The following is a 24,276-nucleotide window of genomic DNA, read 5'->3' as shown; positions in this document are numbered from 1 at the left end:
GTGCCTCCGTACCGTCTCGCGACCCTGGAGAGAAGCAGACACATGCGCGTCGAGATCTGGAGCGACATCGCCTGTCCCTGGTGCTACATCGGCAAGGCCCGGTTCGAGAAGGGACTCGCCGGCTTCGCGCACCGGGACGGTGTCGAGGTGGTGCACCGGTCCTTCGAGCTGGACCCGGGGCGGGCCAAGGGCGACACCGTACAGGTGACGGACATGCTGGCCGCCAAGTACGGGCGCGGCGCCGACGAGGTGCGGGCCATGGAGGAGCACGTCGCCACGCAGGCGCGGTCCGAGGGGCTCGGCTACCGGAGCGAGGGCCGCGACCACGGCTCCACCTTCGACATCCACCGGCTGCTGCACCTGGCCAGGGCCCGGGGCCGCCAGAACGAGCTGCTCGATCTCGCCTACCGCGCCAACTTCGCGGAGGAGCGGTCCGTCTACGACGACGGGACCCTGGTCCGGCTCGCCGTCGAGGCCGGGCTCGCGGAGACGGAGGTACGGGAGGTCCTCGCGGACCCCGACGCCTACGCCGACGCGGTACGGGACGACGAGCGCGAGGCCGCCGAACTGGGCGCGAACGGAGTGCCGTTCTTCGTGTTCGACCGGCGCATCGGGGTCTCGGGCGGCCAGCCGGCCGAGGTCTTCACCCAGGCGCTGGAGCAGGCGTGGGGGAGCCGTACGACGGTCACGATGGTCGGCGCCGGCGCCGGTTCCGGCGAGGTGAGCGGCGAGGCAGGCGGCGAGGTGTGCGACACCGACGGCGCGTGCGCGGTGCCGGCCTCGAAGTCCGGCCCGGCGTCGGACCCGGCGTCCGCGCAGGCCGGGGCCCCTTCGTAGACATCGCCTATGGGCGGCCGCCGGCGATGCGTGATTGACCGCGCGGACCGGGGGTTCCAAGGTGGAGCCATGGAACCCCTGGGAGGCGCCGAGTTCGCGCCCGACGCGACGTATCTGAACACCTCCAGCTGCGGGCTGCTGCCCCGCCGGGCCATCACCGCCGTCCAGCGGCTGGCCGAGTCGAACGCGACCGGGCGGCAGGGGGAGGGCGCGGGCAGCTTAGAGTCCCTGGCCGCCGTGCGCGCCTCCTTCGCCCGGCTGGCCGGGGTGCCCGCCGAGCGGGTCGCGCTGGGCGGCTGTGTCTCCGTACATGTCGGGCTGATCGCCGCCTCGCTGGAGCCGGGCGCCGAAGTGCTCCTGCCGGAGGGGGAGTTCAGCTCGGTCGTCACACCCTTCGCGGTCCGCGGCGATCTCCGGCTCCGGTACGTACCGCTGGAGAAGCTGGCCGACGAGGTGCGGCCGGACACCGCGCTGGTGGCCTTCTCCGCCGTACAGTCGGCCGACGGCCGGCTCGCGGACCTCACGGGCGTACGGGCGGCGGCCGAGGCGCACGGCGCCCGTACGCTGCTGGACGCCAGCCAGTCCGCCGGCTGGCTCCCGCTGGACGCCGGGGCGTACGACTACACCGTCACCGGCGCGTTCAAGTACCTGCTCTGTCCGCGCGGCGCGTCGTTCCTGACGGTGACCGAGGACGCCCAGGAGTCGCTGCGCCCGATCCACGCGGGCTGGCTCACCGGCGAGGACCTCTGGGGCAGCAACTACGGCGCGGTCTCCCCGCTGACCAGCACCGCGCGCCGCTACGACGAGGCGCCGTCCTTCCTCGCGTACCACGGCGCCGAGCAGTCGCTCGCGCTGGTGGAGGAGCTGGGCATCGACCCGCTCCACACCCGCGCCACCACTCTCGCGGCCCGCTTCCGCGCCGGTCTGACCTCCCTGGGCCTCGAACCGGTCCCGGTCTCGGGCCCCTCCGCCATCGTCTCCGTACCCGGCCTGGAGCACCGCGCGGACGATCTGCGGCGGGCGGAGGTGTACATCTCGCTGCGCGCGGGCAACGTCCGGGCCTCCTTCCACCTGTACAACACCACCGCCGACGTGGACCGCGCGCTGGACGTACTGGCGGGCTGAGCCGCGTCGCTCAGGCGCGGTCCGGGCTGCCTTGGCGGTCCGGGCTGTCCGGGCACTCCGCCGTTTCCGTGCAGAGGTTCTTCTCGACCTTGGCGAGCAGCCGGGCCAGCTCCGCGCGTTCGGTGGCGTCCAGGCCGGCCAGCGTGTGGTTCTCCAGCTCCGTCCAGGCGCTGCGTACCTCCGCGCCCAGCGGGCAGCTGCTGTCGGTGGCCTCGACCAGCACCGCGCGGCCGTCGCTCGGGTCGGGGCGGCGCTGTACGTACCCCGCGCTGTCGAGCCGCTGGAGCATCTTGGTGACGGTCGACGGGTCGAGGTCCATCGACCTGATCAGCTCGGACTGGCGGACCGGGGAGCGGTCCCACAGGTGCATCATCAGGAACTCCTGGCCCGGGTAGAGGCCGGTGTCCCGCAGCAGCTTGGCCGCGGCGATGCGGTGCAGCCTGGCGACCCGGGACAGCGTGTGGCTGACGGGGCCACCGCGCGCGGTGGTGGGCAGCTCGTCCGTACAGGCGGGGTCCGGGTTCATGGGAAAGAGTTTAGCTTGGTCGGCCAATTAATGCGTTACAGTGACCCTGGTTATTTATTTGGCCGACCACATAAGCCGCCACGTAACAGGAGCGCCCCCATGACGACCGCCTTCGATCCGCTCGATCTCGCGGGCACGCCGCTCAGCAACCGGATAGCCCTCGCCCCGATGACCCGCAGCCGCGCGTTCGGCCCCGGGAACTCGCCCACCGACTCGACGGCGGAGTACTACGCCCAGCGGGCCTCCGGCGGGCTGCTGATCACCGAGGGGATCCAGCCGTCGGTGATCGGCCAGGGCTACCCGGACACGCCCGGGCTGCACAGCCAGGAGCAGATCGACGCGTGGCGCAAGGTCACCGACGCCGTGCACGCCAAGGGCGGGAAGATCGTCGCGCAGCTCATGCACGGCGGCCGGATCGGCCACCCGGACCTGCTGCCGGACGGTCTCGTCCCCGTCGCACCCTCGGCCGTCGCCGCGCCGGGCCAGGTCTATCTGCACAGCGGTCCCAAGGACTACGTGACGCCGAAGGAGCTGACCTCCGAGGAGATCACGGCGACCGTCGCGGACTTCGTCTCGGCGGCCCGCAACGCCATCGAGGCGGGCTTCGACGGCGTCGAGCTGCACGGCGCCAACGGCTATCTGATCCACCAGTTCCTGGCGCCCAACTCCAATGTGCGCACCGACGAGTGGGGCGGCTCGGCCGAGAACCGGATCCGCTTCGCGGTGGAGGTCGCCCGCGCGGTCGTCGCCGAGATCGGCGCCGCCAGGACCGGTATCCGGCTCTCGCCGTCGAACGGCAGCCTCGGCCTCGAAGAGCCGGACTTCGAGCCCACGTACACGGCGCTCGTACGTGAGCTGGCGACGCTCGACCTCGCGTTCCTGCATCTGATCGAGATCAACCGCGAGTTCACCGAGACCGTGCGCAAGCTGTTCCCGGGGACGTTCATCCTCAACGTCAAGACCGAGGGCCCGACGAGCGCCGCCGAGCTGAAGCTGATCGAGGACGGCACGGCCGACGTGATCTCGTACGGCGTGCTCTTCCTCAGCAACCCGGACCTGCCGGCCCGGCTCAAGGCGGGCGGCCCGTACAACGACGTCGACCCGTCGACGTTCTTCGGCGGCGACGACAAGGGGTACACGGACTACCCGTTCCTGGAGGGCTGAGCCCTCGACCGCAGGGGCGCGGCCCGGTCACTGTTGACCGGGCCGCGCCTGCCGTTTCAGCCGCGCGCTTCCCATACGCTGTCGGCCGCGCGCACCGCGCCCGCCACGTCCACCGGGGCGCCCGAGCCGCCCAGCGCGGAGCCGCCCAGCGCGGAGGCGAGTGCCGTGCCCAGCGCGGTCAGCGAATCCCGTACCGCCTCGGGGGTCGCGTCGGCGCCGTAGTGGTTGACGCGGACCATCCCGGCCGCCAGCGCGCCGCCGCCCGCGATCAGCGGGAGCCCGGGGCCGGCCGCCAGCGCCTTCGCCACCAGCTCCGAGGCGTCGACCCCGGCCGGGGTACGCAGCGTCGTGGCGACCGGGGCGGCCTCCGCGGCGTTGTGGACGTACGGCGCGAGGCCGCCCCCGAGCGCCAGCGCGCCCGCGCGGGTGGCCGCGGCGGCCGTGGTGTGCCGGGCGATCACGGTGTCGAGACCGGCCGCCTCGATCCGCTCCAGACACGCTTCGAGCGCGAGCATCTCCAACTGGGCGGGGGCGTGCGGCAGGGCCCTGCGGCCGGTGTCGATCCAGCGCTCCTTCCAGTCGAGCAGCGAGAGGTACGAGCGCCGGGGCGCGCGCGGGTTGGCGGCGAGCCGCTCCCAGGCGCGCGGGCTCACCGACACCGCCGAGACGCCCGCCGGGCCGCCCATCGCCTTCTGAGCGCCGATGACGCACAGATCGACGCCCCAGACGTCCGGCAGCAGCGGCTCGGCGGCGACCGAGGCGACGGCGTCCAGCATGAACAGCGCGCCGTGGGCCCGTACGGCCTCACCGATCTCCGCGACCGGGTTGGTGTTGCCGGTCGCGGCCTCGGCGTGCACCAGCGAGACGAAGTCGATCTCCGGGCGCGCGGCGAGGGCGCGCTCCACCTGCTCGGCGGTGACGGCCGTGTCGAACGGCACCTCCAGGTCGACCACGTCGGCGCCGCAGTCCCGCAGCCAGTTGCCGAAGGTCTGCCCGTAGGGGCCCGTGACCACGTTCAGCGCGGCCGAACCCGGCCGCGCGCCACCGCGTACACACCCTTCGAGCGGCAGCAGGGCCTCGCCCTGGGCGATCACGACATCGTGCGCGGTGGCGAGGAGCGAGCCGACACGGCGCTCGATCGCGGCGAAGCGCTCGGCGGTCAGCGGGGGCAGGTCCAGCAGGGGGTGGGTCACGGCGGTGCTCTCTTCGGGGCGGTGTCGGGGAGTGGGGACGTGGGGGAGGGAAGGGGGAATCCCTCGCGGTAGAGCGTACTCACGGCCTCGTACAGTGCTGGCCATGAGCGATCACGAGGTGCTGCGGGTCACGGGACGGGTGCTGGCCGGCCCCGAGGAGGTCAGGGACGAACTGTGGGTGGTGGGCGGCCGGATCACCTACACCCGGCCCGCCGGCACCGGTGCGCGTGAGGCCCGTACGGTACGGGGCTGGGCGCTGCCCGGACTGGTGGACGCGCACTGCCATGTCGGGCTAGACGGCCATGGCGCGGTCGACGCCGCGACCAGCGAGAAGCAGACGCTGACCGACCGGGACGCGGGCGCGCTGCTGCTCAGGGACGCGGGCTCACCGGCCGACACCCGCTGGACGGACGCGCGCGAGGATCTGCCGAAGATCATCCGGGCGGGCCGCCATATCGCCCGTACCCGCCGCTACATCCGTAACTACGCACACGAGATCGAGCCCGCCGACCTCGTCGCGTACGTGGCCCGCGAAGCACGCCGCGGCGACGGCTGGGTCAAGCTCGTGGGGGACTGGATCGACCGCGACGCCGGCGATCTGACCGCCTGCTGGCCGCGCGCGGAGGTGACGGCGGCGATCGCGGAGGCCCACCGCCTGGGCGCGCGCGTCACCGCGCACTGCTTCGCGGAGGACGCGCTGCGCGACCTGGTCGAGGCGGGCATCGACTGTATCGAGCACGCCACGGGACTCACCGAGGACACCATCCCGCTGTTCGCGGAACGCGGCGTCGCCATCGTCCCCACACTCGTCAACATCGCCACCTTCCCCGCGCTGGCGGCGGGCGGCGCGGCCAAGTTCCCCCGCTGGTCCGCCCATATGAACCGCTTGTACGAACGCCGCTACGACACGGTCCGCGCGGCCCACGACGCCGGCGTCCCCATCTTCGTCGGCACGGACGCGGGCGGCAGCCTCCCCCACGGCCTGGTGGCGGCCGAGGTCCAAGAACTGACACGAGCCGGCATCCCACCCCTGTCCGCCCTGTCCGCCACCACCTGGCACGCCCGCACCTGGCTGGGCCGCCCCTCCCTGGACGAGGGCGCCCCCGCCGACCTCGTCGTCTACGACGAGGACCCCCGGGCGGACGTACGGGTACTGGCCGCGCCACGCCGAATCGTACTGAACGGCCGAGTGGTCGGCTGACGTACGGCTCCTCGCATGTGGCGGGGAAGGCGTCGAAGGTGTGCCACGCGGTTCCCGTGCCGCGCCACGCGGCACGTACACCGCGAAGAAGGCCGCCCCCAGTGTCCTCGTGATGACGGAGACGTGTGTGTGCAGTCACAACGACTCCGGCGAGTGCTGGCTCGGGGACAAGCGCGGCATGAACACCGACAAGACCACCGAAATCCTCGGAGTCCAAGCAGTGACACAGGCCGAGGCCGGCGCGGACATCGTCGGCCCCGCCTCGATGATCCCGGGATCTGTCCACGCCGTCCGCGCGGCCCTTGACGCGGCCGGTCACAAACGGGTGGCGATCATGCCCCACCTCATCTTCGCGTCGTCCCTCTACGAGGGATATCGCGCCACTATGAGGGCCACACCTCAGTCCGGCGCGCGGGCGTTCCAGATCGACCCGAAGCAGCCGGAGTTCGCCGTTCACGTCGCACGCGAGATGGTGGACGAGGGAGCGGACATGATCCTCACGGAGCCCGCGCTTCACACCGTGGACACCCTTGTCCACCTGAAGAACAAGGTGCCCGTCCCTCTTGTGCCCTTCTCCGTGTCCGGTGAGTACCTGCGTCTGACCAACCGCCGCGAGGATGGTGAGCGGGATGTGAAGGGACTGGTCGAGGCGTACACGGTCCTGAAGCGAGCGGGCGCCGCGCGGGTTGTCACCTACGGCGCCCTGGAGATCGCCCGCGCGCTCAGGACTTCGTGATCGCTGCCAGGATGTCCGCCGCACCCTGCGCGAGGAGTTCGGAGGCGATGAGGGTGCCGAGCTTCACGGGGTCGTCCGCCGGTCCCTCTCCGGCTGCCGTGACCTGCTCCGCGCCGTCCAGGGAGGTGACTGCGGCGGAGAGGTGCAGGAGTCCGTCCGGCCCGATCCGGCCCCAGGCTCCGACCGGAACTGAGCAGCCTCCGTGAAGCTCGGCCAGGAGGGCTCGCTCGGCACGTACGCACGCGTCGACATGAAGATCGCCGGTCTGCGCCAGGAGTTCGGCGGCCCGGGAGCCGACGCGGACTTGAATGCCGAGCGCGCCTTGTCCGGGAGACGGAGGGAAGACCGCCGTGTCGAGTGCCTCGTGCACGTCCGGGGTCAATTCGAGCCGGTTCAAGCCCGCCGCCGCGAGGACCACCGCGTCAAGGGGGCCCTTGGTCGCTCGTGCGAGCCGCCCGGGGACGTTTCCGCGGACCGGCACCACGTCCAGATCCGGACGCAGGAAGAGGAGTTGAGCGACTCGCCGCGGGGCGCCTGTCCCGACACGAGCACCCCGCGGGAGGTCAGCCAGCGTCGATCCGCAGAGCACGTCCCGCACATCCTCGCGCGGGCCGGGCGTCGTCAGCAGGAAGGTGCCCTCGTGCACAGAGGTGGGCAAGTCCTTGAGCGAATGGACGATCACATCGACTCGCCCCGTGACGAGTGCCGCCTCCTGGTTCGTGGAGAAGGCCGACCCGCCGGCTGTCTTCGCCACCTCGGCAAGAGTCGGCGTCACGCGGTCCTGGTCGCCGTCTTCGAGGATGATCTCCCGCTTGAACCGGACGCCCGGAAAACGCTCAACGATCGGCGTGAGCCACTCCGTGACCTGCGTTCGGGCCAGCTTGCTGGCTCGGGAGCCGATTCGCACCACGCCGTCCATTTGGTCAACTCCTCGCCTTGTACGGATCGTTGGCGAGCCATCGTACTTGCGCAGGAATCATGCAGTTTCCGACAGATTGTCACTAAAGGAGAGCTTCTTGATGACTCTGCTGCGTATCGGAGCCCGGGCCTCTCGGGAGCCGCGTCGTTTGCCGTTTGATTTTCGGAGTGGGCGGCTACGCTCCCGGGCCATGAGTGATGCCATGAGTGACGCATCCGAGCGAGGGGCCATGCGTGATGCCTCCGTTGTCGTGGCCCGGGACGTGGACGGTACGGTCGCCGTCCTGAGCGCTGAATTTCCGCGCCACGGTGGGGAGTACGTGTTCCTGCCCGGGGGACGTCGGGAAGGTGGGGAGACGGCGGAGGAGTGTGCGCGGCGGGAGCTTCGTGAGGAGGCCGGTGTTACTGCCCATGACTGGCGCTCCCTCGGTTCGTACGCCATCACTCTGAAGTCCACGGCCCGTATCCATCTTTTCCTGGCTGAGGGGCTTACGCGCGGGCCCCAGCAACTCGGGCCGGGTGAAGGGGACTTCACGTTGATGTGGTGGCCGGTGGCTGATGCGGTCGAGGCGGGTGTCCGGGGGCGTTTTCTGCTTCAGGGGGGTCCCCTGGCGCTGTTGTTGGCCCAGCGGGTCGGTGCGGGCTGAGGTCGGTGGGCTGGGGAACGTGTGTCCCACAAGAATCGAATTTGGACCCGAAAACCCCACTTTAGAGTGAACTCACTTCAGGTGCTCGCTCGTTCACTCTAAGTGCGTAAAGATGACTGGTGTCTCAGTCGTCACTGCCCGCGTGTCCCCGCGGACAGCAGCGACGCCATGTCTCTTGTGGGGGTTCCACCATTTTGAACAGCAATACCTTCCGCCTGCCCGCGCGCCGTTGCGCCGCCGTCGTGGCCGCCGCCACGCTGACGGCGGGGCCGGTGCTTCTCGCCGCGCCGGCGCAGGCCACCGAGGGCGGGCACGAGGGAAAGGCGAGTGCGGTCGTGCTCAGCGTCGGGCTCGATGTGTCCCTGCTCAACAAGTCCGTCAACCTGCCGCTCAAGGTCGCGCTCAACGAGGTCCAGGCGCCCGCGACCGCGGAGAAGACGGCGCTGACCGCCCAGCTCGACGGGGTCGACAGGGGCAGGCCCTTCACCCTGCTGCGGGCCGACGTCGCCACCGCGAAGGCGACGGCCGACAAGCACCGGGCCGAGGGCTACAGCAATATCGCGCACGCCAAGGTCCACGTCCCCGGGCTGCCGCTGCTCTCGCTGATCGAGATTCAGGAGGTCACCTCCAAGGCGGTCTGCGAGGCGGGCAAGGAGCCGACCGCCGAGTCGAATCTGCTCGGTCCCGTGACCGTCCTCGGCAAGAGGATCACGCTCTCCGCGGCCGGGACCACGCGCGTCGAGGTGCCCGCCGTCGGTGAGGTCTCGCTCGCGCTGTCGAAGACGCACACCACGTCCCGTACGGCCGCGGCGGCGGCGCTCGAACTGAAGGTGTCGGTCAACCCGCTCAAGCTGAACGTCGCCGAGGTCGAGGGCACCGTCACACTCGCCGGGGCCACCTGCGAGTCGCCGGACGCGCCCGCCACCGCGCCGGACAAGCCGGCCGAGAAGCCCGACGACAAGCCGGGCGACAAGCCCGACGAAAAGCCGGAGGAGCAGAAGCCCGACCCCGGGAAGCCGGCCGAGCAGCCCGCCGCCGACCCGGAGGAGGGCACCAAGCCCGCCACCGGCGACAAGCCCGCGGCCGGGGACGACACCCCGGACACGGACAAGCCGGCGGCCGAGCAGGCGGCCGACAAGGGCTCCGGCAACGGCACCGGCCAGGAGTCGGCCGCCGACGGCGGTCTGAAGGCGCAGTCCGCCGGGGAGCCGGTGGAGGCCAACCTCGCCTCGACCGGCGGCAGTTCCACCACGCCCTACCTCGCGGGCGGCGCGGCGGCGCTGCTCGCCCTGGGCGGCGGCGCCATGCTCGTGGCCCGGAAGAACCGCGCCGCCAAGCGCTGACGTAGCCACGTAGTCCCCAGGAGCTGATCAGGGGCGGCGCTCCGGTACGCACACCAAGTGCGCCGGAGTGCCGCCCCCTGCGTACCGGCTACGTACCCGCCGCCGTCAGCGCCTGGTCCAGTGCCTGGAGGAAACGATTTGTCGTGGCCCGGTCCCGGACCGCGATCCGCAGCCACTGCGGCCCAAGACCCGGAAACGTGTCACCCCGGCGGGCGGCGAAGCCCAGCGTGCGCAGCCGCGCCCGGACCGCCTCCGCGCGCTCCATCCGTAGGAGCACGAACGGCCCCTCGGCCGCCTCCACCGTCCGCACCTCCTCGAACTCCGCCAGCCCCGCCAGCAGATGCGCCCGCTCCACCCTCATCCGGCAGGCCGCCCGCTCCGCCTCCGCGAGCGCCTCGGGCGTCACACACGCCTCCGCCGCCGCCAGCGCCGGTGTCGACACGGGCCACAGCGGCTGCGCCCGCTCCAGCACCGCCACCGTCGTCGGCTCGGCCAGTACGTAACCGATCCGCAGCCCCGCCAGACCCCAGGTCTTCGTCAGGCTGCGCAGCACGACCAGCCCCGGCACATCCGTCCGCCCCGCCAGGGACTCCGGCTCACCGGGCACCGCGTCCATGAACGCCTCGTCCACCACCAGTGTCCGCCCGGGCCGGGCGAGCTTCGCGAGGGTCTCGGCCGGATGCAGCACCGACGTCGGGTTGGTCGGATTGCCCAGGACGACCAGATCCGCGTCGTCGGGCACCGCCCCGGGATCGAGCCGGAAGCCGTCCCGCGCGTGCAGCAGCACCCGCCGGACCTCGCGCCCGGCGTCCCGCAGGGCCGCCTCCGGCTCGGTGAACTGCGGATGGACGATCACCGGCCGCCGGGCCGGCAGGGCGCGCGCGAGCAGTACGAACGCCTCCGCCGCCCCCGCCGTCAGCAGCACCCGCTCCACCGGCAGCCCGTGCCGTGCCGCGACCGCCGCGCGGGCGGCCCGCCCGTCGGGATAGGCGGCGAGCCCGGTCAGCGACTCGGCGATGCGCTCGCGCAGCCAGGCCGGGGGAGTCCCCGTACGGACGTTGACCGCGAGGTCGATCAGCCCGGCGCCCGCGTCCCGCATCTCGGCGTCGCCGTGATGGCGCAGGTCGTGGCTATCAGCGCGCGTAGACATGGCCGTCACGGAGGTAGGCGCGGACTATCGCGCGGGCCGGGGCGTCGGCCGGGGCAACGGGGGCGTGGGCCGAGTCGACGGCCGGGGCGGTGGCCCACTCGACGGCCCGGGTGGCGGCCGGGGTGGCGGCCGGTCTCCGGCGCGTACGGCTGTGCTCGGTCTTCCGAGCGTGCTGAGCGCGCTCAGCGTTCTTGATGGTCCGGACGGTACGGGTCACCGGGCTCCTCCCCTCGTGCCACCGGTGTCCCGGGGCGTCTGCCGTGCCTGCCGTGCTCTGCGGTCACTACCGACATCATGTCCTCCCCGTCCCGTTCCACTCCGCTTGACCCCCATCGTGTGTGGCATCTACTCGCCACCGCACAGGTAACCCCCGCCCGCCGCCCGTCCGGAGCCGACTTCCGTTTCGGTACGAGCAGGGTCCCGCCGCAGGCCAGCGCCGCGGCCTCCGCGACGGACGGCGTTCCCACCGCCCTGGCCGGTGCCGCCGACGGGTTCGGTACGGCGACCCGGGCAAGCAGCCCGGCCGCGTACGCCCGTACGGGCACCCCGAGCCGGGCCGCCGCCGTGACGATCGCGGGCCGCCCGGCCGCGGTCTCGACCGTCGCCAGTTCGACGACCGACTCCGGCGGCAGGCCCGCGTCCCGCAGCGTGCGCGCGATCAGCGCGAGCACGTCATCGGCGGACGCGCCGCTGCTCGCGCCGATCCCGACGACCAGCGCCGGCGGCTCCGGCTCTCCGGCCGGCTCGTACGCCCGCTCGCACGCCCCCGCGTACGCCCTCCCGTACGCCCGCTCCTGACATGCGCGGGACCGGTCCGATCGGCTATGCAGGGGCCCATGGCGGTCTTCGTCGCGCTCGGCGCGTTCCTCATGACGCTGTTCGGCGGCTGGACCGCGCAGCGGGTCACCGACCGCCGCCATCTCGTGCTGGGACTGGCCGGGGGGCTGATGCTCGGCGTGGTCGGGCTCGATCTGCTGCCCGAGGCGATGCACGCGGCCGGCCACGAGATCCTCGGGGTGCCGCAGGCCCTGCTGCTCTTCGTCGGCGGCTTCCTCGTCGCCCATATGGTCGAACGGCTGCTGGCCGTCCGTCAGGACACCGGCGGACCGCACGGCGCCGAGGCCGTCAGGACCGGCCAGGCCGCCCCGGGTCCCCACGAGCGCCCCCGCGAGCGCGTCCCCGAGGTCGGGCTCACCGCCGCCTCGGCCATGGTCGGCCACAGCCTCATGGACGGCATCGCGCTCGGCGCCGCGTTCCAGGTCGGCGGTGGCATGGGCACCGCCGTCGCCCTCGCCGTCATCGCCCACGACTTCGCCGACGGGTTCAACACGTACACCCTGACCAGCCTGTACGGGAACGGCCGGCGCCGGGCGGCCACGATGCTCGTCGCGGACGCGATCGCGCCGGTCGTCGGCGCCGCCTCCACCCTGCTCTTCACGCTCCCCGCCGAGGCGCTCGGCAGCTACCTCGGCTTCTTCGGCGGCGCGCTGCTCTATCTCGCCGCCGCCGAGATCCTGCCCGAGGCCCACCACGACCATCCGGCGCGCTCCACGGTGTGCTGCACGGTCCTGGGCGTCGGCTTCGTCTGGCTGGTGGTCGGCATCGCGGGCTGAAGAACGGGCGCGCGGCCTCACATCCGTACGCCCCGTACGCCCCGGTTCGCGCCGCCCCGTACGCCGCCCCTCGCGCCGCCCCTCATACCTCCGCCGTAACTGCCGTCGCGCACCGCTCGACCAGCCGTCGCGCCATCTCCGGCGCCGCCGCCCAGTGCGTGTGCAGATAGCTGGCGTGCACCCCCCGCCGGACAAACCCCTCCAGCCGGCGTTCCGGGTGCACCAGACCCCAGGCGGGAGCCGCCCCGGCGCCCGGCTCCAGCACCGTCCGGTGGAACTCGTGCCCGCGTACGCGGGTCCCGGCCGCCGCCAGCGCGCTGTCGCCGACCGCCACCGCCTCCCGGTAGCCCAGCGTCAGCCGGCCCGACATCCGCGCGTCCGCGTCCAGCACCCCGCACATCGGCTTCCCGTCCAGGGAGCGCGCCAGATACAGCAGCCCGGCGCACTCGGCGGCCACCGGCGCGCCGGAGTGCGCCAGCTCCGCGACCGCCTTGCGCAGCGGCTCGTTGGCCGACAGCTCCGGCGCGTACACCTCGGGGAACCCGCCGCCGATCACCAGCCCCCGGGTGCCCGCGGGCAGCGACTCGTCCCGCAGCGGATCGAACGGTACGACCTCGGCGCCCGCCGCCGTCAGCAGCTCCGTGTGCTCCGCGTACGAGAAGGTGAACGCCGATCCGGCGGCCACCGCGATCACCGGCCGCGCCCCGGACACCGCGTCCACGGCAGACTCCAGCGCCGGTTCCCACGCCGCCGCGTCCAGCGGCGGCGCGCTCCGCGCCAGCGCCAGCAGCGCCTCCAGGTCACACCCCGCCCGCACCCGCCCGGCCAGCTCCCGCATCGCCGTCAGCGCGTCCGCCCGCCGCTCCGCGACCGGCACCAGCCCCAGATGGCGCGAGGGCGCGGCGACCTGGTCGGTCCGGCGCAGCACCCCCATGACCGGTACGCCCGACTCGTCCAGCGCGTCCCGCAGCAGCCGCTCGTGCCGGTCGGTGGCGACCTTGTTGAGGATCACCCCGCCGATCCGCACCTCCGGATCCCACGACGCGAAGCCGTGCACCAGCGCCGCCACCGAACGCGACTGCGACGACGCGTCCACCACCAGCACCACCGGCGCCCGCAGCAGCTTCGACACCTGCGCCGTCGACGCCAGCTCGCCCTGGCCCGAGGCGCCGTCGTACAGCCCCATCACGCCCTCGACGACCGCCAGATCGGCCCCCGCCGCGCCATGCGCGAACAGCGGCCCGACCAGGCCGGTGCCGCACATGTACGCGTCGAGGTTCCGGCCCGGCCGCGTGGCCGTACCGCCGCTGCCCGCCGACACCGCCAGCGCGTGGTAGCCCGGGTCGATGTAGTCGGGCCCGACCTTGTGCGGGGACACGGCCAGGCCGCGTTCCGAGAAGGCCGCCATCAGGCCCGTCGCGACCGTGGTCTTGCCGCTGCCCGAGGCGGGCGCGGCGATGACCAGCCGGGGGACGTTCACCACTCGATGCCCCTCTGCCCCTTCTGCCCCGCGTCCATCGGGTGCTTGACCTTCGTCATCTCCGTGACGAGATCCGCGAAGTCCATCAGCTCGGGCGGCGCGTTGCGGCCGGTGATCACCACATGCTGGGTGCCGGGCCTGGTCCGCAGCACCTCGATCACCTCGGCGGTGTCCACCCAGCCCCAGTGCAGCGGATACGCGAACTCGTCCAGCACGTACAGCTTGTGCGTCTCGGCCGCCAGATCCCGCTTGACCTGCTCCCAGCCCTCGCGCGCCGCCTCCTCGTTGGAGAGCTGGGAGTCGCGCTGCACCCAGGACCAGCCCTCGCCCATCTTGTGCCAGGCCACGCTGCCGCCCTCGCCGCTCGCGCCCAGCGTCTTCAGCGCCTGCTCCTCGCCGACCTTCCACTTCGCCGACTTCACGAACTGGAAGACCCCGATCGGCCACCCCTGCGTCCACGCGCGCAGCGCGAGCCCGAAGGCGGCGGTCGACTTGCCCTTGCCCGTGCCCGTATGGACGAGCACCAGCGGGCGGTTGCGTCGCTGACGGGTCGTCAGGCCGTCGTCCGGTACGTTCTCCGGCTGTCCCTGCGGCATTACGCGGCCCTCCTGGCTGCTTGTCCTTGGCGGACTTGGTCCTGTGCGCCGGCCCGGTCCCGCCGGCCGGCCCGGTCCTGCTGCTGTACGTCCCTGACCAGCCCCGCGATACTGTCCGCGCGCAGCTCGTCCAGGGTGATCGCGGTACCCGCCAGCGAGGTGGCCAGCGCACCCGCGAGCCCCAGCCGGACCGGCCCCGACTCGCAGTCCACGACCACCGAGGCCGTCCCCTCCGCCGCGTGCAGCCGCGCCGCGCGCGCCGCCAGCGCCACCGGATCCAGACCACCGGCCGCACCGCCCGCGCCACGCCCGCCCGTCGCCCGGCCGTCCGTCACCACCACCAGCAGCGCCCGGCGCGCCGGGTCCCGCAGCCGCTCCACCCGCAGCACGTCATGCGCCTTGAGCAGCCCGGCCGCGAGCGGTGTGCGCCCGCCCGTGGGCAGCGACTCCAGCCGTACCGCCGCCGCGTCCACCGACGACGTCGGCGGCAGCGCCACCTCGGCGTCCTTCCCCCGGAACGTGATCAGCCCGACCTTGTCCCGCCGCTGGTACGCGTCGAGCAGCAGCGAGAGCACCGCGCCCTTCACCGCGCTCATCCGCCGCCTGGCCGCCATCGACCCGGACGCGTCGACCACGAAGAGCACCAGGTTCCCCTCGCGCCCCTCCCGTGTCGCCTGCCGCAGATCGTCCTTGCGCACCACCAGCCCCGGGCCGCTGCGCCCGCGCGCCCGCTGGTGCGGCGCCGCCGCCCGTACGGTCGCCGTCAGATGCAGCGAGGTCAGCGCGGTCCTGGGCCGCCGGGATCCGGTCGTCCTGCCGTGTTCGGTACGGGCCCGGGAGCGGCGCCCGGCCGCACCGTCGCCCAGGCCGGGCACGCTCAGCGCCTTGGTGCGGAACGGCTCGGCGGCCCGTACGGCGGACTGCTCCCCGGCGCCCGCGCCGGCGGGCCGGGGCTCGGGCTGGGACGGCGCCTCGGGCTCAGGGCCGGCCGGCGCGTCAGAGGCCGGCGTGTCGTCCTGCCCGGACGCCGGCTCCCGCGGCGTGTCGGAGCCCTCGGGCCCCTGCTGCGGCGGAATCCCGCCCCCGCCGCCCCCGTCCGGACCACCCTCCGGACCGGGGTCGTCGTCGCCGTCGCCGTCCCCGTCGCCCTTGAACTCCTCCAGCGTGTCGTCGAGCTTGTCCTCGTCGATCCCCGGCGCGTCGAACGGATTGCGCCGCCGCCGGTGCGGCAGCGCCAGCAGCGCCGCCTGCCGTACGTCCTCGGCCAGCACGTCCGTCCGCCCCGCCCACGCGGCCAGCGCCGTCGCCGTCCGCGCCATCACGATGTCCGCGCGCATCCCGTCCACCTCGAACGCGGCGCAGGTCGCGGCGATCTGGAGCAGCGCCGTGTCCCCGAGCCGCACCTCGGGCAGCAGCGCCCGCGCGGCGGCGATCCGCTCCCGCAGCCCGCTCTCCTCACCGGCCCAGCGCGCGGCGAAGCCCGCCGGATCGTCCTCGTACGCGATCCGCCGCCGGACCACCTCCACCCGCAGCTCCGGCTCGCGCGACGCCTTGACCTCCACGGTCAGCCCGAAGCGGTCCAGCAGCTGCGGACGCAGCTCGCCCTCCTCGGGGTTCATCGTCCCGACGAGCAGGAAGCGCGCCGCGTGCCGTACGGAGACGCCCTCGCGCTCCACGTACGAGGCGCCCATCGCGGCGGCGTCCAGCAGCACATCGATCAGATGGTCGTGCAGAAGATTGACCTCGTCGACGTAGAGCACCCCGCGGTGCGCGTCCGCGAGCAGCCCCGGCTCGAACGCCTTCACGCCCTCCGACAGCGCCCGCTCGATGTCCAGCGCGCCCACCAGCCGGTCCTCGGAGGCGCCCACCGGCAGCTCGACCACCCGCGCCGGCCGCGCCGCGCCCGCGCCCGGCTCGTGCGGCCCGTCCGGGCACCCCGGGTCGGGCGCCGCCGGATCGCAGCTGAACCGGCAGCCCGGCACGACCGCCAGCTCCGGCAGCAGCGCCGAGAGGGCCCGTACGGCCGTGGACTTCGCCGTGCCCTTCTCACCCCGGACAAGAACGCCGCCGACCGCCGGGCTGACCGCGTTCAGCAGCAGGGCGAGGCGCAGATCGGCCATCCCCACGACGGCGGTGAACGGAAAAGGGGTGCTCATATGCTGCTCGCTCCTTCGAAGATGGTGGTCACGGGGCCCCCGGGGGAATGAAGGGCAGTCCCGCGGGCGCCCCCTCCTCGATCAGCCGCAGCAGCGCGTCCGTGTCCGCGTGCTCCTCGATCAGATCGCCGAGCAGATCAAGCTGCTCCTCGCGCAGCGCGCCGAAGCTCGTACCGGGCGCCGGGACGAAACGCCGGCCGGCCGCCCGCGCCACCTCCGTCAGGAACGCCCGCCGGAACGCGTCGCTCTCCAGCGCCCCGTGCCAGTGCGTGCCCTGGACGGACCCCACCCGGCAGCCGTCCAGCGCCCCGCCCGCCGCGTCCACGACAAAGGGCTCGCCGCCGTACACCTCCGCCACACCGTGGTGGATCTCGTACCCCTCGACGCTCTCGCCGAGTGCCACCCCGACCGGCCTGGCCAGCGTCTTCTCCGGCGCGAAGCGGACCCGTACGGGCAGCAGCCCGAGCCCCGCCACCGTGCCCGCCCGGGACTCCACCTCGTCGTCGATCCGCTCGCCCAGCAGCTGGTAGCCGCCGCAGATGCCCAGCACGGGACGGCCCTCGGCGGCGCGCCGGGCGAGCGCGTCGGCGAGCCCGCGCTCCCGCAGCCACGCCAGCGCGCGGACCGTACCGCGGGTGCCCGGCACGACCACCAGATCGGCGTCGGCCAGCTCTTCGGGCCGGTCCACGAACCGCACCACGACCCCGGGTTCGGCCGCCAGCGCGTCCACATCCGTGAAGTTCGACATCAGCGGTACGGCGCAGACCGCGACCCGCAGCACATCGTCCCCGTGCGGGGGCGCCACCACCGACTCGCGTACGGCACCACGCATCGAGACGCGCAGCCCGTCCTCCTCGTCGATGCCCAGCCCGTGCCGGAAGGGCAGCACCCCGAGCGTCGCCCGCCCGGTCAGCCCGCGCAGCATCTCCAGCCCGGGCTCCAGCAGCGACACATCACCCCGGAACTTGTTCACGAGATAGCCCGCGACCAGCTCCTGGTCCGCCGGGGACAGCAGCGCCGTCGTACCGAAGAACGACGCGAAGACCCCGCCCCGGTCGATGTCCCCGACCACCATCACCGGCAGCCGGGCGGCCCGCGCGATCCCCATGTTCACCAGGTCGGTGCGGCGCAGATTGATCTCCGCCGGGGAGCCCGCGCCCTCGCAGATCACCGCGTCGTACGTGGCACGCAGCTCGGCCAGACACTCCAGTACGGTCCCGAGCAGCGCCTCGCGCCGCCCGCCCACGTACTCCGTGGCGCTCAGCTCGCCCACCGGCCGCCCCATCAGCACCACCTGGCTGCTGCGGTCGCTGCCCGGCTTGAGCAGGACGGGATTCATCAGCGCGGTCGGCTCCACCCGGCACGCCTGCGCCTGCATCGCCTGCGCACGGCCGATCTCGGCGCCCTCGCGCGTCACGAACGAGTTCAGGGACATGTTCTGCCCCTTGAACGGCGCGACCTTCACACCCTGGCGCACCAGCCACCGGCAGATCCCCGCCGTGACCACGCTCTTGCCCGCGTCCGAGGTGGTCCCGGCCACCAGCAGTCCGCCGCCGGTCATCGGCGCCCCCGTCCCTTCGCCCGTCCCCGTGACCTCAGCAGCCCGTACGCGGCGCGCCCGGCCACGCCCGCCGCGAGCGCGAGCACGTTCACCCGGTGCGAGAGCCGGACCGCCCGCTCGATGTCCGCGACCTCCACCGGCCGCCCGCCGCCGTTGAGCACCGGCCGGTGCTCGACCCGGCCGCCGTACGCCAGCGTCCCGCCCAGGCGTACGCCCAGCGCGCCGGCGAACGACGCCTCGACCGGGCCCGCGTTGGGGCTCGGGTGCTTCGCGGCGTCCGCCCGTACGGCCCGTACGGCGCCCCGGGGGTCGCCGCCCGCGGCGATCGCCAGCGCGGCCGTCAGCCGGGCGCCCGGCCAGCCCGCGACATCGTCGAGGCGGGCGGCGGCCCAGCCGAACCGCAGGTAGCGGGGCGACCGGTGGCCGACCATCGCGTCCAGCGTGTTCACCGCCCGGAACGCGACCAGCCCCGGCACCCCGGCGACCGCCCCCCACACCAGCGCGCCGACCACCGCGTCGGAGGTGTTCTCGGCGACGGACTCCACGACGGCGCGCGCGATCTGCTGGTCGTCCAGCGCCTGCGGATCGCGCCCGCACAGATGCGGCAGCCGCTCCCGGGCCGCCTCGGTGTCCCCGGCCGCGAGCGCGCCGCCGATGGTCCGCGCCTCCCGGCCCAGCGAGGTGCCGCCGATCACGGTCCAGGTCGCGGCGGCGGCGAGCACGGTCGCCGCGGCGGGAAGGCCGCGTACGGTACGGGCCGCCAGCGCGGCCAGCCCGGCGGCGCCACCGGCGCAGACGGCGGTGTGCAGCGCGCCCCGGCCCCGGTCGTCGCGCCACAGCACGCGCTCCACGGCCCCGGCCGCCCGGCCGAACGCGGCGACGGGATGGCCCCGGCGCGGATCACCGAAGAGCCGGTCGGCGAGGAATCCGGCGGCGAGGCCGAGGGCGACGGGGGAGAGGGCGGTACGCCCAAGGGGAGCGCGTCCGAGGGGAGCGCGTCCGGGGAGAGCGCGTCCGAGGGGAGCGCCGGCGGGCGCCCGTACGGCACTCGGTCCGCGCACGGCGGCGGAACCGCAGCCAGGCATGGCGAAATGTCCTCACTCAGGGTCCGCGCCCCGGCTCGACGTGACGCGGCGGCAGGAGTTCCTGGCTCCCGGGAGCGCCCGTCGTGGACGGGCTCCCCGGTGACAGTGGCGGGACCGCGCCGGATTCGCACCGGCTTCCTCTTCTGCCGCCGTGTATGGCCCCGGCAGTCCACCACGCCGTTCAGGGCCCGTCAACTCTGCCTTGACCTGCGCGGGGACAGTGTGCCGAGGCCCACTCGGACGCCCGGCGACCGTCAGGCCACGATCAGATAGATCCCGTACGCCACGGCCGCCACGCAGAGCGCGAAGCAGAGGTACGCGCCCGCCGAACGGACCGAGACCGCCGGGCCGCCGGTACCTCCCGTACCGCTCTCGCCGCCCGTCTCCCGCTGGGCGAGACCGACGATGCCGAGGGTGAACAGGCCCACGAGGGCGACGGTCGCCACAAGGCTGACGCCGAAGACGGAGCCGAGCGCTGCCCAGTCGATGTTCATGCGATGACTTCCTTGCGTGCCGGCTCGGTGGTGGTGCCGGTGGGGACGGGGGCGGGGATGGTGGCCGAGAGGCCGGACACGTCCGTGAGGACGGTGGCGGGGGCGGTCTCCGTCGCCGGCTCGGCCGGCTCGGTGGCGCCCTCGGTGGCGTTGACGTTGGTGTGGTCGACCGGGCGGCGCCGCGAGGCGAGGTAGATCCCGCCGGAGATCGTCACCAGCAGCACCGCGACGAGCGCGACACCCCAGTCGCCCTGCCCGGTCAGGAACTCGGCGCCCGCGGCGACCAGACCTGCGGCCGGCAGCGTCAGCCCCCAGGCGATGAACATCCGGCTCGCGGTGGACCAGCGGACCACCCCGCCCTTGCGGCCGAGCCCGGCGCCCATCACGGCGCCGGAGCAGGACTGGGTGGTGGAGAGCGAGAAGCCCAGGTGCGAGGAGGCCAGGATGACCGTCGCGGCGCTGGTCTGCGCGGCGAAGCCCTGCTGCGGCTGGAGGTCGGTGAGGCCGGTGCCCATGGTGCGGATGATGCGCCAGCCGCCGAGGTACGTACCGAGCGCGATCGCCACACCCGCCGAGACGATGACCCACACCGGCGGGTTGGCGCCGGGGGCGAGGACCCCGCCGGTCACCAGCGCCAGGGTGATGACACCCATGGTCTTCTGCGCGTCGTTGGTGCCGTGCGCGAGCGAGACCAGACCGGCGGAGGCGATCTGGCCCGCCCGGTAGCCCTTCGCGGTGGACTTCTCGTCGCTGTTCCGGCCGATGCGGTACGTCAGCTTCGTGGCCAGCATCGCCGCCAGGCCCGCGACGACCGGCGCGGCGAGCGCCGGGATCAGGATCTTCGTGATGACGACCCCGCCGTTGACACCGGAGGTGCCCACCGACATCAGGGTCGCGCCGATCAGCCCGCCGAAGAGCGCGTGCGACGAGCTGGAGGGGAGACCGAGCAGCCAGGTGAAGAGATTCCACAGAATGGCGCCGACCAGCGCCGCGAAGATCACTTCTGTTCTGATGCCCTGCTCGTTGATCAGGCCGCCGGAGATCGTCTTGGCGACCTCCACCGACAGGAACGCGCCGACGAGATTCAGGACCGCGGACATGGCGACCGCGGCCTTGGGCTTCATCGCACCGGTCGAGATGGTGGTGGCCATCGCGTTGGCGGTGTCGTGGAAACCATTAGTGAAATCGAACACAAGGGCTGTCACGATCACGATCGCGAGCAGCAGCGTGAGGTGTTCCATCGACCCGTTACCCAGGCAATCGTTCGACATCGGTGGCCTCGGTGAACGTAAGGAGTCAGGGTGAACGGAAGGTGAACTGAGTGGGTATTCACGGTGACTCCCACCGAGGGGGTGCCCCGGAGGCCAACACGGCGGGGCCGTGGGCCCGTTCCGGGCGCTTGGCAGTATCGCGGTACGACCGGCCGGCTCCCCGGCAGACGCGCCGGACGACCTCCGCGCGACCCACCGGAACGGCGGGCGGCGCGTCCCGGACGGCCCCGCCCGGTGGCCCGTCCGGACGGCGGCCGTGACACTGGGAGCGTGCGCCCGGCAAAAGCGACTAAAGCGAGCAGAATGACCAAGGTGACGGCCGCCGCCGCAGCGGCCGCCGTCTCCACCGCGGTCGGCGTCGGCGCGGCCACGGTCGCCGCCGGCCGGTACGCCAGCGACGCGGCGCTCAAGGTGCCGCCCGGCCGGCCGCTGCCCGGCGACCCCCGGCTCACCGTCCACGCCACCGCCGCCGGCCAGATCACCCTGACCCGCTGCCTCGCGGCCCTGCGCCCCGGCACGTACGGGATCGAGGGCCCCGGGGTGCACGCCGTCGTCGGACCGGTCCTGGAGGGCGTCGACCACCCCGCCGACACCGTGGTCCGCCGGCTGGAGCGCGTCGAGCGGGGCGCCCTGCGGCCCGGCACCCGCGTCCGTCTCACCCCGCGGATCCACCGCGGCGACCCCGGCACCGCGCTCGGGCTCCCCTTCCGCGACGTGTCCGTCCCCGGTGAGCTGGGCGCGCTGCCCGCCTGGTTCGTCCCCGGCGCGCGCGACACCTGGGTGATCACCGCGCACGGCCTGGGCGCCACCCGCGAACACCCCCTGAACGTCATGGAGTTCCTGGCCGGACAGCAGTTCCCGGTGCTCGACCTCGGCTACCGGGGCGACCCCGGCGCCCCCCGCCCGCCGGACGGCCTCGGCCGCCTCGGCGACTCCGAGTGGCGCGACCTCGACGCCGCGATCCGGTACGCCGTGCGGTACGGCGCCGAGCGCGTCGTGCTGTACGGCTGGTCCACCGGCGCGTCCATGGCCCTGCACGCCGCCGGCAACTCGGCGCTCAGCGAGCGGATCTCCGGGCTGGTGCTCGACTCGCCCGTGCTCGACTGGGAGGCCACCCTGCGGGCCCTGGCCGCCGCCCGCCGGGTGCCGGGACCGCTGCTGCCCCTCGCGGTCAGAGCGGCCCAGGGCCGGACCGGGATCCACGGCGACCGGCTGCTCGAAGCCGCCGACCCGCGCAATCTGCACGTACCGACACTGATCATCCACGGCCCGGACGACACCCTCGCCCCCTGGGAGCCGTCCCGGGAGCTGGCCGCGCACCGGCCGGACCTGATCACCCTGCACACCGTGGCGCACGCTCCGCACGGCGCGATGTGGAACGCGGATCCGGTGGGTTACGAGGAGACGCTCCGCCGCTTCCTCACGCCCCTGATGTAGCCCCCGGGGCGCCCCGGACCGGCTCCCGGCGCCCCCACCCGCGCACCCCTCCCGCCGCCCCTTCCGCGCCCCTCGATGTACCTCGCGATGTATCCCCCGGTGCGGCTCCGGCGTATCTCCCGCTGTATCCGCTTATGCGCCCCCGGCGACGACCGGCCGGCGCGAAAGCCCTGCTGGCGGCCGTCGCGGGCAGGGCGCGGGGACCCCTTCCTCCCCTTCCGTACCCCTGTGTCCCCCGCCGAAAGCGCCCCGCGCGCCGGACCGGAAGTGCCGCGACGGGTTCCGTTTGGGCTTTCGGGCGGTCACCGGGAAGACTGCCCCCGTGACGTCCCGAAAGCCTGATGAGCAATTGGCGCGCAACTCCAGACTCCGACTTGTCCGCGCGCGGCCGTTGACCACGGCCCGACGGGCCGTGACCGACGGGCGCAACCGGCCGGCACCCCGGCCGCCCGAGGGCACTCCACCCCCGGCGGAGCTGGCCCGCCAGGCGAGGGCGGTGCTCGCCGACGCCGTACGGGTCGCCCGCTGGGCCGCCGCCGACCGGGACCCCGGAGCGGGCCCGCTCACCGGCCCCGCCCGCGACCGGGCCGCCGCCGCGCTGGAGCTGACCCCCGGGCAGGTCGGCGCGGGCTGGGACCGGGCCAGACTGGCCGGACTCGTCGAGCTGCACGGCGACGCCGTACGCCCCGGCTGGCGCCTCCAGGCGTGGGACCGGGACGACAGCGCCGTCCAGCGCGGCTGGGTCGCCCTCTTCGACGCCTGGTCGCTGGTCCACCCGGCGCCCGAGGACGTCGCGGCGGCCACCGTCGCCGAGGTCGTCGAGGCCGTCCCCCAGGTGCTCTCGCTGCTCCAGCTCTCCGCCGGGCCCGTGCTCGTACCGGCCCTGCTCGACCTGCTCCAGCAGCGCGTGGCCGAACTCCACGGCGAGCGCTGCGAGGTCCCCTACGGGCCGCACCCCGAGCGCCCCGAGCCGCTCGCCGTACCGCCCGTCCCCGAACCCGTGGACGAGGCCCTGCTGCCCCCGCTGCTCGACTGGGCCCTGGAGGGCCTGGCCGCCGTCGGCGCGCTGACCCTGGGGGAGGGGCAGGCCACCCTCACCCCGCTCGGCAACTGGGCGGTCTGGGTCAAGCTGGAACAGATCTGCGTCGCCGCCCAGAGCCCGGCGGGCAACATCGAACAGTCCGCCCAGCACATGCTGCGCGGCTGCGCCCGCCTCACCCCGGGACCGGCCCGCGCCGAGTACCGGGCCTGGCTCGCCGCCCGTACCGTCGGCAGCGCCGTCACCGAACTGCTCGCGGTCGCCCGCGGCGAGGACGCGCTGCTGCGCGGCCTCGCCTTCGAGGCGCTCCGCGTCGTCGGCGCGCCCGCCGAGGGCGAGGTGCGGTCGGCCGCGGCCGAACCGTCCCTGCGCCCGTACGCCCTGCTCTGGCTGGCCGAGTACGAGGGCGCCGACCCCGACGACGCCTCCGAGGTGCTGACCCGCGAGGAGTCGACCTGGCTCTGGGTGGACACCGCCGCGGCCGTCGCCGACCACGGCGAGAGCGATCTGCTCGTACGCCATCTGGAATCGGCCGTGCAGGGCAATGTGCCCGCCCTGATCGACGAGGTCAGGGCCATCGGCCACCCCCGTACGGTCCAGGTCCTGGTCGCCCTGGCCGCCGCCCATCCGGACCCGGCGCTCGCCAAGGCCGTCCGCCGGGCGGCCTTCCAGGTCCACACCGGCGGCTCCTGACACCCGCGGCG

General features: G+C 73.7%; 23 protein-coding genes and 1 riboswitch. Of the genes, 10 read left to right on the top strand and 13 right to left on the bottom strand.

What is annotated here, in order from left to right; translation table 11 throughout:
- The first annotated feature begins 42 nt into the window (after positions 1–42).
- Both DVK44_RS05355 and DVK44_RS05350 read left to right on the top strand, forming a co-directional pair.
- Positions 43–837, top strand: a complete 795-nt coding sequence (locus tag DVK44_RS05355) for a DsbA family oxidoreductase (RefSeq protein WP_114658573.1) — start codon at positions 43–45, stop codon at positions 835–837.
- A 69-nt stretch (positions 838–906) separates the two neighbouring features.
- Complete coding sequence (locus DVK44_RS05350; RefSeq protein WP_114658572.1) at positions 907–1,962, top strand: aminotransferase class V-fold PLP-dependent enzyme; 1,056 nt, start codon at positions 907–909, stop codon at positions 1,960–1,962.
- Between the two features lie 10 nt (positions 1,963–1,972).
- On the opposite strand, the gene DVK44_RS05345 is transcribed toward DVK44_RS05350, so the two are convergent.
- Positions 1,973–2,488, bottom strand: a complete 516-nt coding sequence (locus tag DVK44_RS05345) for a MarR family winged helix-turn-helix transcriptional regulator (protein WP_114658571.1) — start codon at positions 2,486–2,488, stop codon at positions 1,973–1,975.
- 99 nt (positions 2,489–2,587) lie between these two features.
- Between DVK44_RS05345 and DVK44_RS05340 the strand changes: the two genes are divergently transcribed.
- A complete protein-coding gene (locus tag DVK44_RS05340; protein WP_114658570.1) occupies positions 2,588–3,652 on the top strand; it encodes an alkene reductase in 1,065 nt (354 codons plus the stop codon).
- Positions 3,653–3,708: 56 nt separating this feature from the next.
- Here DVK44_RS05340 and DVK44_RS05335 read toward each other — a convergent pair whose 3' ends face one another.
- Positions 3,709–4,845, bottom strand: coding sequence for a pyridoxal-phosphate-dependent aminotransferase family protein (locus tag DVK44_RS05335; RefSeq protein WP_114658569.1), 1,137 nt, complete (start codon positions 4,843–4,845; stop codon positions 3,709–3,711).
- Positions 4,846–4,948: 103 nt separating this feature from the next.
- On the opposite strand from DVK44_RS05335, the gene DVK44_RS05330 reads away from it, so the two are divergent.
- Together DVK44_RS05330 and DVK44_RS05325 are read left to right on the top strand one after the other, a co-directional pair.
- Entirely contained in the window at positions 4,949–6,046 is a 1,098-nt protein-coding gene (locus DVK44_RS05330) for an amidohydrolase family protein (RefSeq protein WP_114664919.1), read from the top strand.
- Positions 6,047–6,086: 40 nt separating this feature from the next.
- Complete coding sequence (locus DVK44_RS05325) at positions 6,087–6,782, top strand: hypothetical protein (RefSeq protein ID WP_114658568.1); 696 nt, start codon at positions 6,087–6,089, stop codon at positions 6,780–6,782.
- Here the strand turns inward: DVK44_RS05325 and hemC are convergent.
- Positions 6,769–7,701, bottom strand: a complete 933-nt coding sequence (gene hemC / locus DVK44_RS05320; protein WP_114658567.1) for a hydroxymethylbilane synthase — start codon at positions 7,699–7,701, stop codon at positions 6,769–6,771. The genes DVK44_RS05325 and hemC overlap by 14 nt on opposite strands.
- 190 nt (positions 7,702–7,891) lie before the next feature.
- Here hemC and DVK44_RS05315 point away from each other — a divergent pair, with 190 nt between their 5' ends.
- The gene (locus DVK44_RS05315) at positions 7,892–8,347 is read left to right on the top strand and encodes an NUDIX hydrolase (protein ID WP_228446999.1); all 456 of its coding nucleotides are present in this window, start codon (positions 7,892–7,894) and stop codon (positions 8,345–8,347) included.
- Positions 8,348–8,541: 194 nt separating this feature from the next.
- Complete coding sequence (locus DVK44_RS05310) at positions 8,542–9,690, top strand: SCO1860 family LAETG-anchored protein (RefSeq protein WP_228446998.1); 1,149 nt, start codon at positions 8,542–8,544, stop codon at positions 9,688–9,690.
- Positions 9,691–9,778: 88 nt separating this feature from the next.
- Here the strand turns inward: DVK44_RS05310 and cobC are convergent, their stop codons facing one another.
- From cobC to DVK44_RS37845, 3 genes are read right to left on the bottom strand one after another with little or no spacing between them, the layout of a single operon-like run.
- Positions 9,779–10,840: an Rv2231c family pyridoxal phosphate-dependent protein CobC gene (cobC, locus tag DVK44_RS05305; RefSeq protein ID WP_114658566.1), complete on the bottom strand. Its 1,062-nt coding sequence runs from the start codon at positions 10,838–10,840 to the stop codon at positions 9,779–9,781.
- Positions 10,824–11,057, bottom strand: coding sequence for a hypothetical protein (locus tag DVK44_RS05300; RefSeq protein WP_114658565.1), 234 nt, complete (start codon positions 11,055–11,057; stop codon positions 10,824–10,826). Before DVK44_RS05300 ends, cobC begins: the two co-directional genes overlap by 17 nt.
- On the bottom strand, positions 11,023–11,760 hold the full coding sequence (locus DVK44_RS37845) for a cobalamin biosynthesis protein (protein WP_114658564.1): 738 nt from the start codon (positions 11,758–11,760) through the stop codon (positions 11,023–11,025). The genes DVK44_RS05300 and DVK44_RS37845 overlap by 35 nt, the downstream gene beginning before the upstream one ends.
- Here DVK44_RS37845 and DVK44_RS05290 point away from each other — a divergent pair.
- The gene (locus DVK44_RS05290; protein ID WP_114658563.1) at positions 11,677–12,453 is read left to right on the top strand and encodes a ZIP family metal transporter; all 777 of its coding nucleotides are present in this window, start codon (positions 11,677–11,679) and stop codon (positions 12,451–12,453) included. The genes DVK44_RS37845 and DVK44_RS05290 overlap by 84 nt on opposite strands.
- An 82-nt stretch (positions 12,454–12,535) precedes the next feature.
- Here the strand turns inward: DVK44_RS05290 and DVK44_RS05285 are convergent, their stop codons facing one another.
- The 7 genes from DVK44_RS05285 to DVK44_RS05255 all read right to left on the bottom strand — a co-directional run bounded on the left by DVK44_RS05285 (position 12,536) and on the right by DVK44_RS05255 (position 21,066).
- The gene (locus tag DVK44_RS05285; protein WP_114658562.1) at positions 12,536–13,936 is read right to left on the bottom strand and encodes a cobyrinate a,c-diamide synthase; all 1,401 of its coding nucleotides are present in this window, start codon (positions 13,934–13,936) and stop codon (positions 12,536–12,538) included.
- Positions 13,930–14,529: a cob(I)yrinic acid a,c-diamide adenosyltransferase gene (cobO, locus tag DVK44_RS05280; protein WP_114658561.1), complete on the bottom strand. Its 600-nt coding sequence runs from the start codon at positions 14,527–14,529 to the stop codon at positions 13,930–13,932. The genes DVK44_RS05285 and cobO overlap by 7 nt, the downstream gene beginning before the upstream one ends.
- Complete coding sequence (locus DVK44_RS05275; RefSeq protein ID WP_114658560.1) at positions 14,529–16,685, bottom strand: putative cobaltochelatase; 2,157 nt, start codon at positions 16,683–16,685, stop codon at positions 14,529–14,531. Before DVK44_RS05275 ends, cobO begins: the two co-directional genes overlap by 1 nt.
- 28 nt (positions 16,686–16,713) lie before the next feature.
- Positions 16,714–18,246, bottom strand: a complete 1,533-nt coding sequence (locus DVK44_RS05270) for a cobyric acid synthase (RefSeq protein WP_114658559.1) — start codon at positions 18,244–18,246, stop codon at positions 16,714–16,716.
- Positions 18,243–19,331 (bottom strand): cobalamin biosynthesis protein, encoded by a 1,089-nt coding sequence (locus tag DVK44_RS05265; RefSeq protein WP_114658558.1) that lies wholly within the window; start codon positions 19,329–19,331, stop codon positions 18,243–18,245. Before DVK44_RS05265 ends, DVK44_RS05270 begins: the two co-directional genes overlap by 4 nt.
- Before the next feature lie 36 nt (positions 19,332–19,367).
- Positions 19,368–19,520: riboswitch (cobalamin riboswitch) on the bottom strand.
- 65 nt (positions 19,521–19,585) lie between these two features.
- Positions 19,586–19,825 carry a hypothetical protein gene (locus DVK44_RS05260; RefSeq protein WP_114658557.1) on the bottom strand — a complete coding sequence of 80 codons (240 nt, stop codon included), beginning with the start codon at positions 19,823–19,825 and terminating at the stop codon, positions 19,586–19,588.
- On the bottom strand, positions 19,822–21,066 hold the full coding sequence (locus DVK44_RS05255) for an inorganic phosphate transporter (RefSeq protein ID WP_114658556.1): 1,245 nt from the start codon (positions 21,064–21,066) through the stop codon (positions 19,822–19,824). Before DVK44_RS05255 ends, DVK44_RS05260 begins: the two co-directional genes overlap by 4 nt.
- Positions 21,067–21,399: 333 nt before the next feature.
- Between DVK44_RS05255 and DVK44_RS05250 the strand changes: the two genes are divergently transcribed.
- The gene (locus tag DVK44_RS05250; RefSeq protein ID WP_114658555.1) at positions 21,400–22,533 is read left to right on the top strand and encodes an alpha/beta hydrolase; all 1,134 of its coding nucleotides are present in this window, start codon (positions 21,400–21,402) and stop codon (positions 22,531–22,533) included.
- Between the two features lie 412 nt (positions 22,534–22,945).
- Positions 22,946–24,265, top strand: a complete 1,320-nt coding sequence (locus tag DVK44_RS05245) for a hypothetical protein (RefSeq protein ID WP_114658554.1) — start codon at positions 22,946–22,948, stop codon at positions 24,263–24,265.
- Positions 24,266–24,276: the final 11 nt, after the last annotated feature.

Source organism: Streptomyces paludis (genome assembly GCF_003344965.1).
Classification (GTDB): Bacteria; Actinomycetota; Actinomycetes; order Streptomycetales; family Streptomycetaceae; genus Streptomyces; species Streptomyces paludis.
This window is presented reverse-complemented; position numbering and strand designations above follow the sequence as displayed.

Coding starts and splice junctions, on each gene's coding strand:
- DVK44_RS05355 (WP_114658573.1), top strand. CDS start 43: ATGCGCGTCGAGATCTGGAGCGACATCGCCTGTCCCTGGTGCTACATC.
- DVK44_RS05350 (WP_114658572.1), top strand. CDS start 907: ATGGAACCCCTGGGAGGCGCCGAGTTCGCGCCCGACGCGACGTATCTG.
- DVK44_RS05345 (WP_114658571.1), bottom strand. CDS start 2,488: ATGAACCCGGACCCCGCCTGTACGGACGAGCTGCCCACCACCGCGCGC.
- DVK44_RS05340 (WP_114658570.1), top strand. CDS start 2,588: ATGACGACCGCCTTCGATCCGCTCGATCTCGCGGGCACGCCGCTCAGC.
- DVK44_RS05330 (WP_114664919.1), top strand. CDS start 4,949: ATGAGCGATCACGAGGTGCTGCGGGTCACGGGACGGGTGCTGGCCGGC.
- hemC (WP_114658567.1), bottom strand. CDS start 7,701: ATGGACGGCGTGGTGCGAATCGGCTCCCGAGCCAGCAAGCTGGCCCGA.
- DVK44_RS05315 (WP_228446999.1), top strand. CDS start 7,892: ATGAGTGATGCCATGAGTGACGCATCCGAGCGAGGGGCCATGCGTGAT.
- cobC (WP_114658566.1), bottom strand. CDS start 10,840: ATGTCTACGCGCGCTGATAGCCACGACCTGCGCCATCACGGCGACGCC.
- DVK44_RS05290 (WP_114658563.1), top strand. CDS start 11,677: ATGGCGGTCTTCGTCGCGCTCGGCGCGTTCCTCATGACGCTGTTCGGC.
- DVK44_RS37845 (WP_114658564.1), bottom strand. CDS start 11,760: ATGGCGGCGGTCGGTGACCCGCTGCGCGGTCCAGCCGCCGAACAGCGT.
- cobO (WP_114658561.1), bottom strand. CDS start 14,529: ATGCCGCAGGGACAGCCGGAGAACGTACCGGACGACGGCCTGACGACC.
- DVK44_RS05275 (WP_114658560.1), bottom strand. CDS start 16,685: ATGAGCACCCCTTTTCCGTTCACCGCCGTCGTGGGGATGGCCGATCTG.
- DVK44_RS05270 (WP_114658559.1), bottom strand. CDS start 18,246: ATGACCGGCGGCGGACTGCTGGTGGCCGGGACCACCTCGGACGCGGGC.
- DVK44_RS05265 (WP_114658558.1), bottom strand. CDS start 19,331: ATGCCTGGCTGCGGTTCCGCCGCCGTGCGCGGACCGAGTGCCGTACGG.
- DVK44_RS05260 (WP_114658557.1), bottom strand. CDS start 19,825: ATGAACATCGACTGGGCAGCGCTCGGCTCCGTCTTCGGCGTCAGCCTT.
- DVK44_RS05255 (WP_114658556.1), bottom strand. CDS start 21,066: ATGGAACACCTCACGCTGCTGCTCGCGATCGTGATCGTGACAGCCCTT.
- DVK44_RS05250 (WP_114658555.1), top strand. CDS start 21,400: ATGACCAAGGTGACGGCCGCCGCCGCAGCGGCCGCCGTCTCCACCGCG.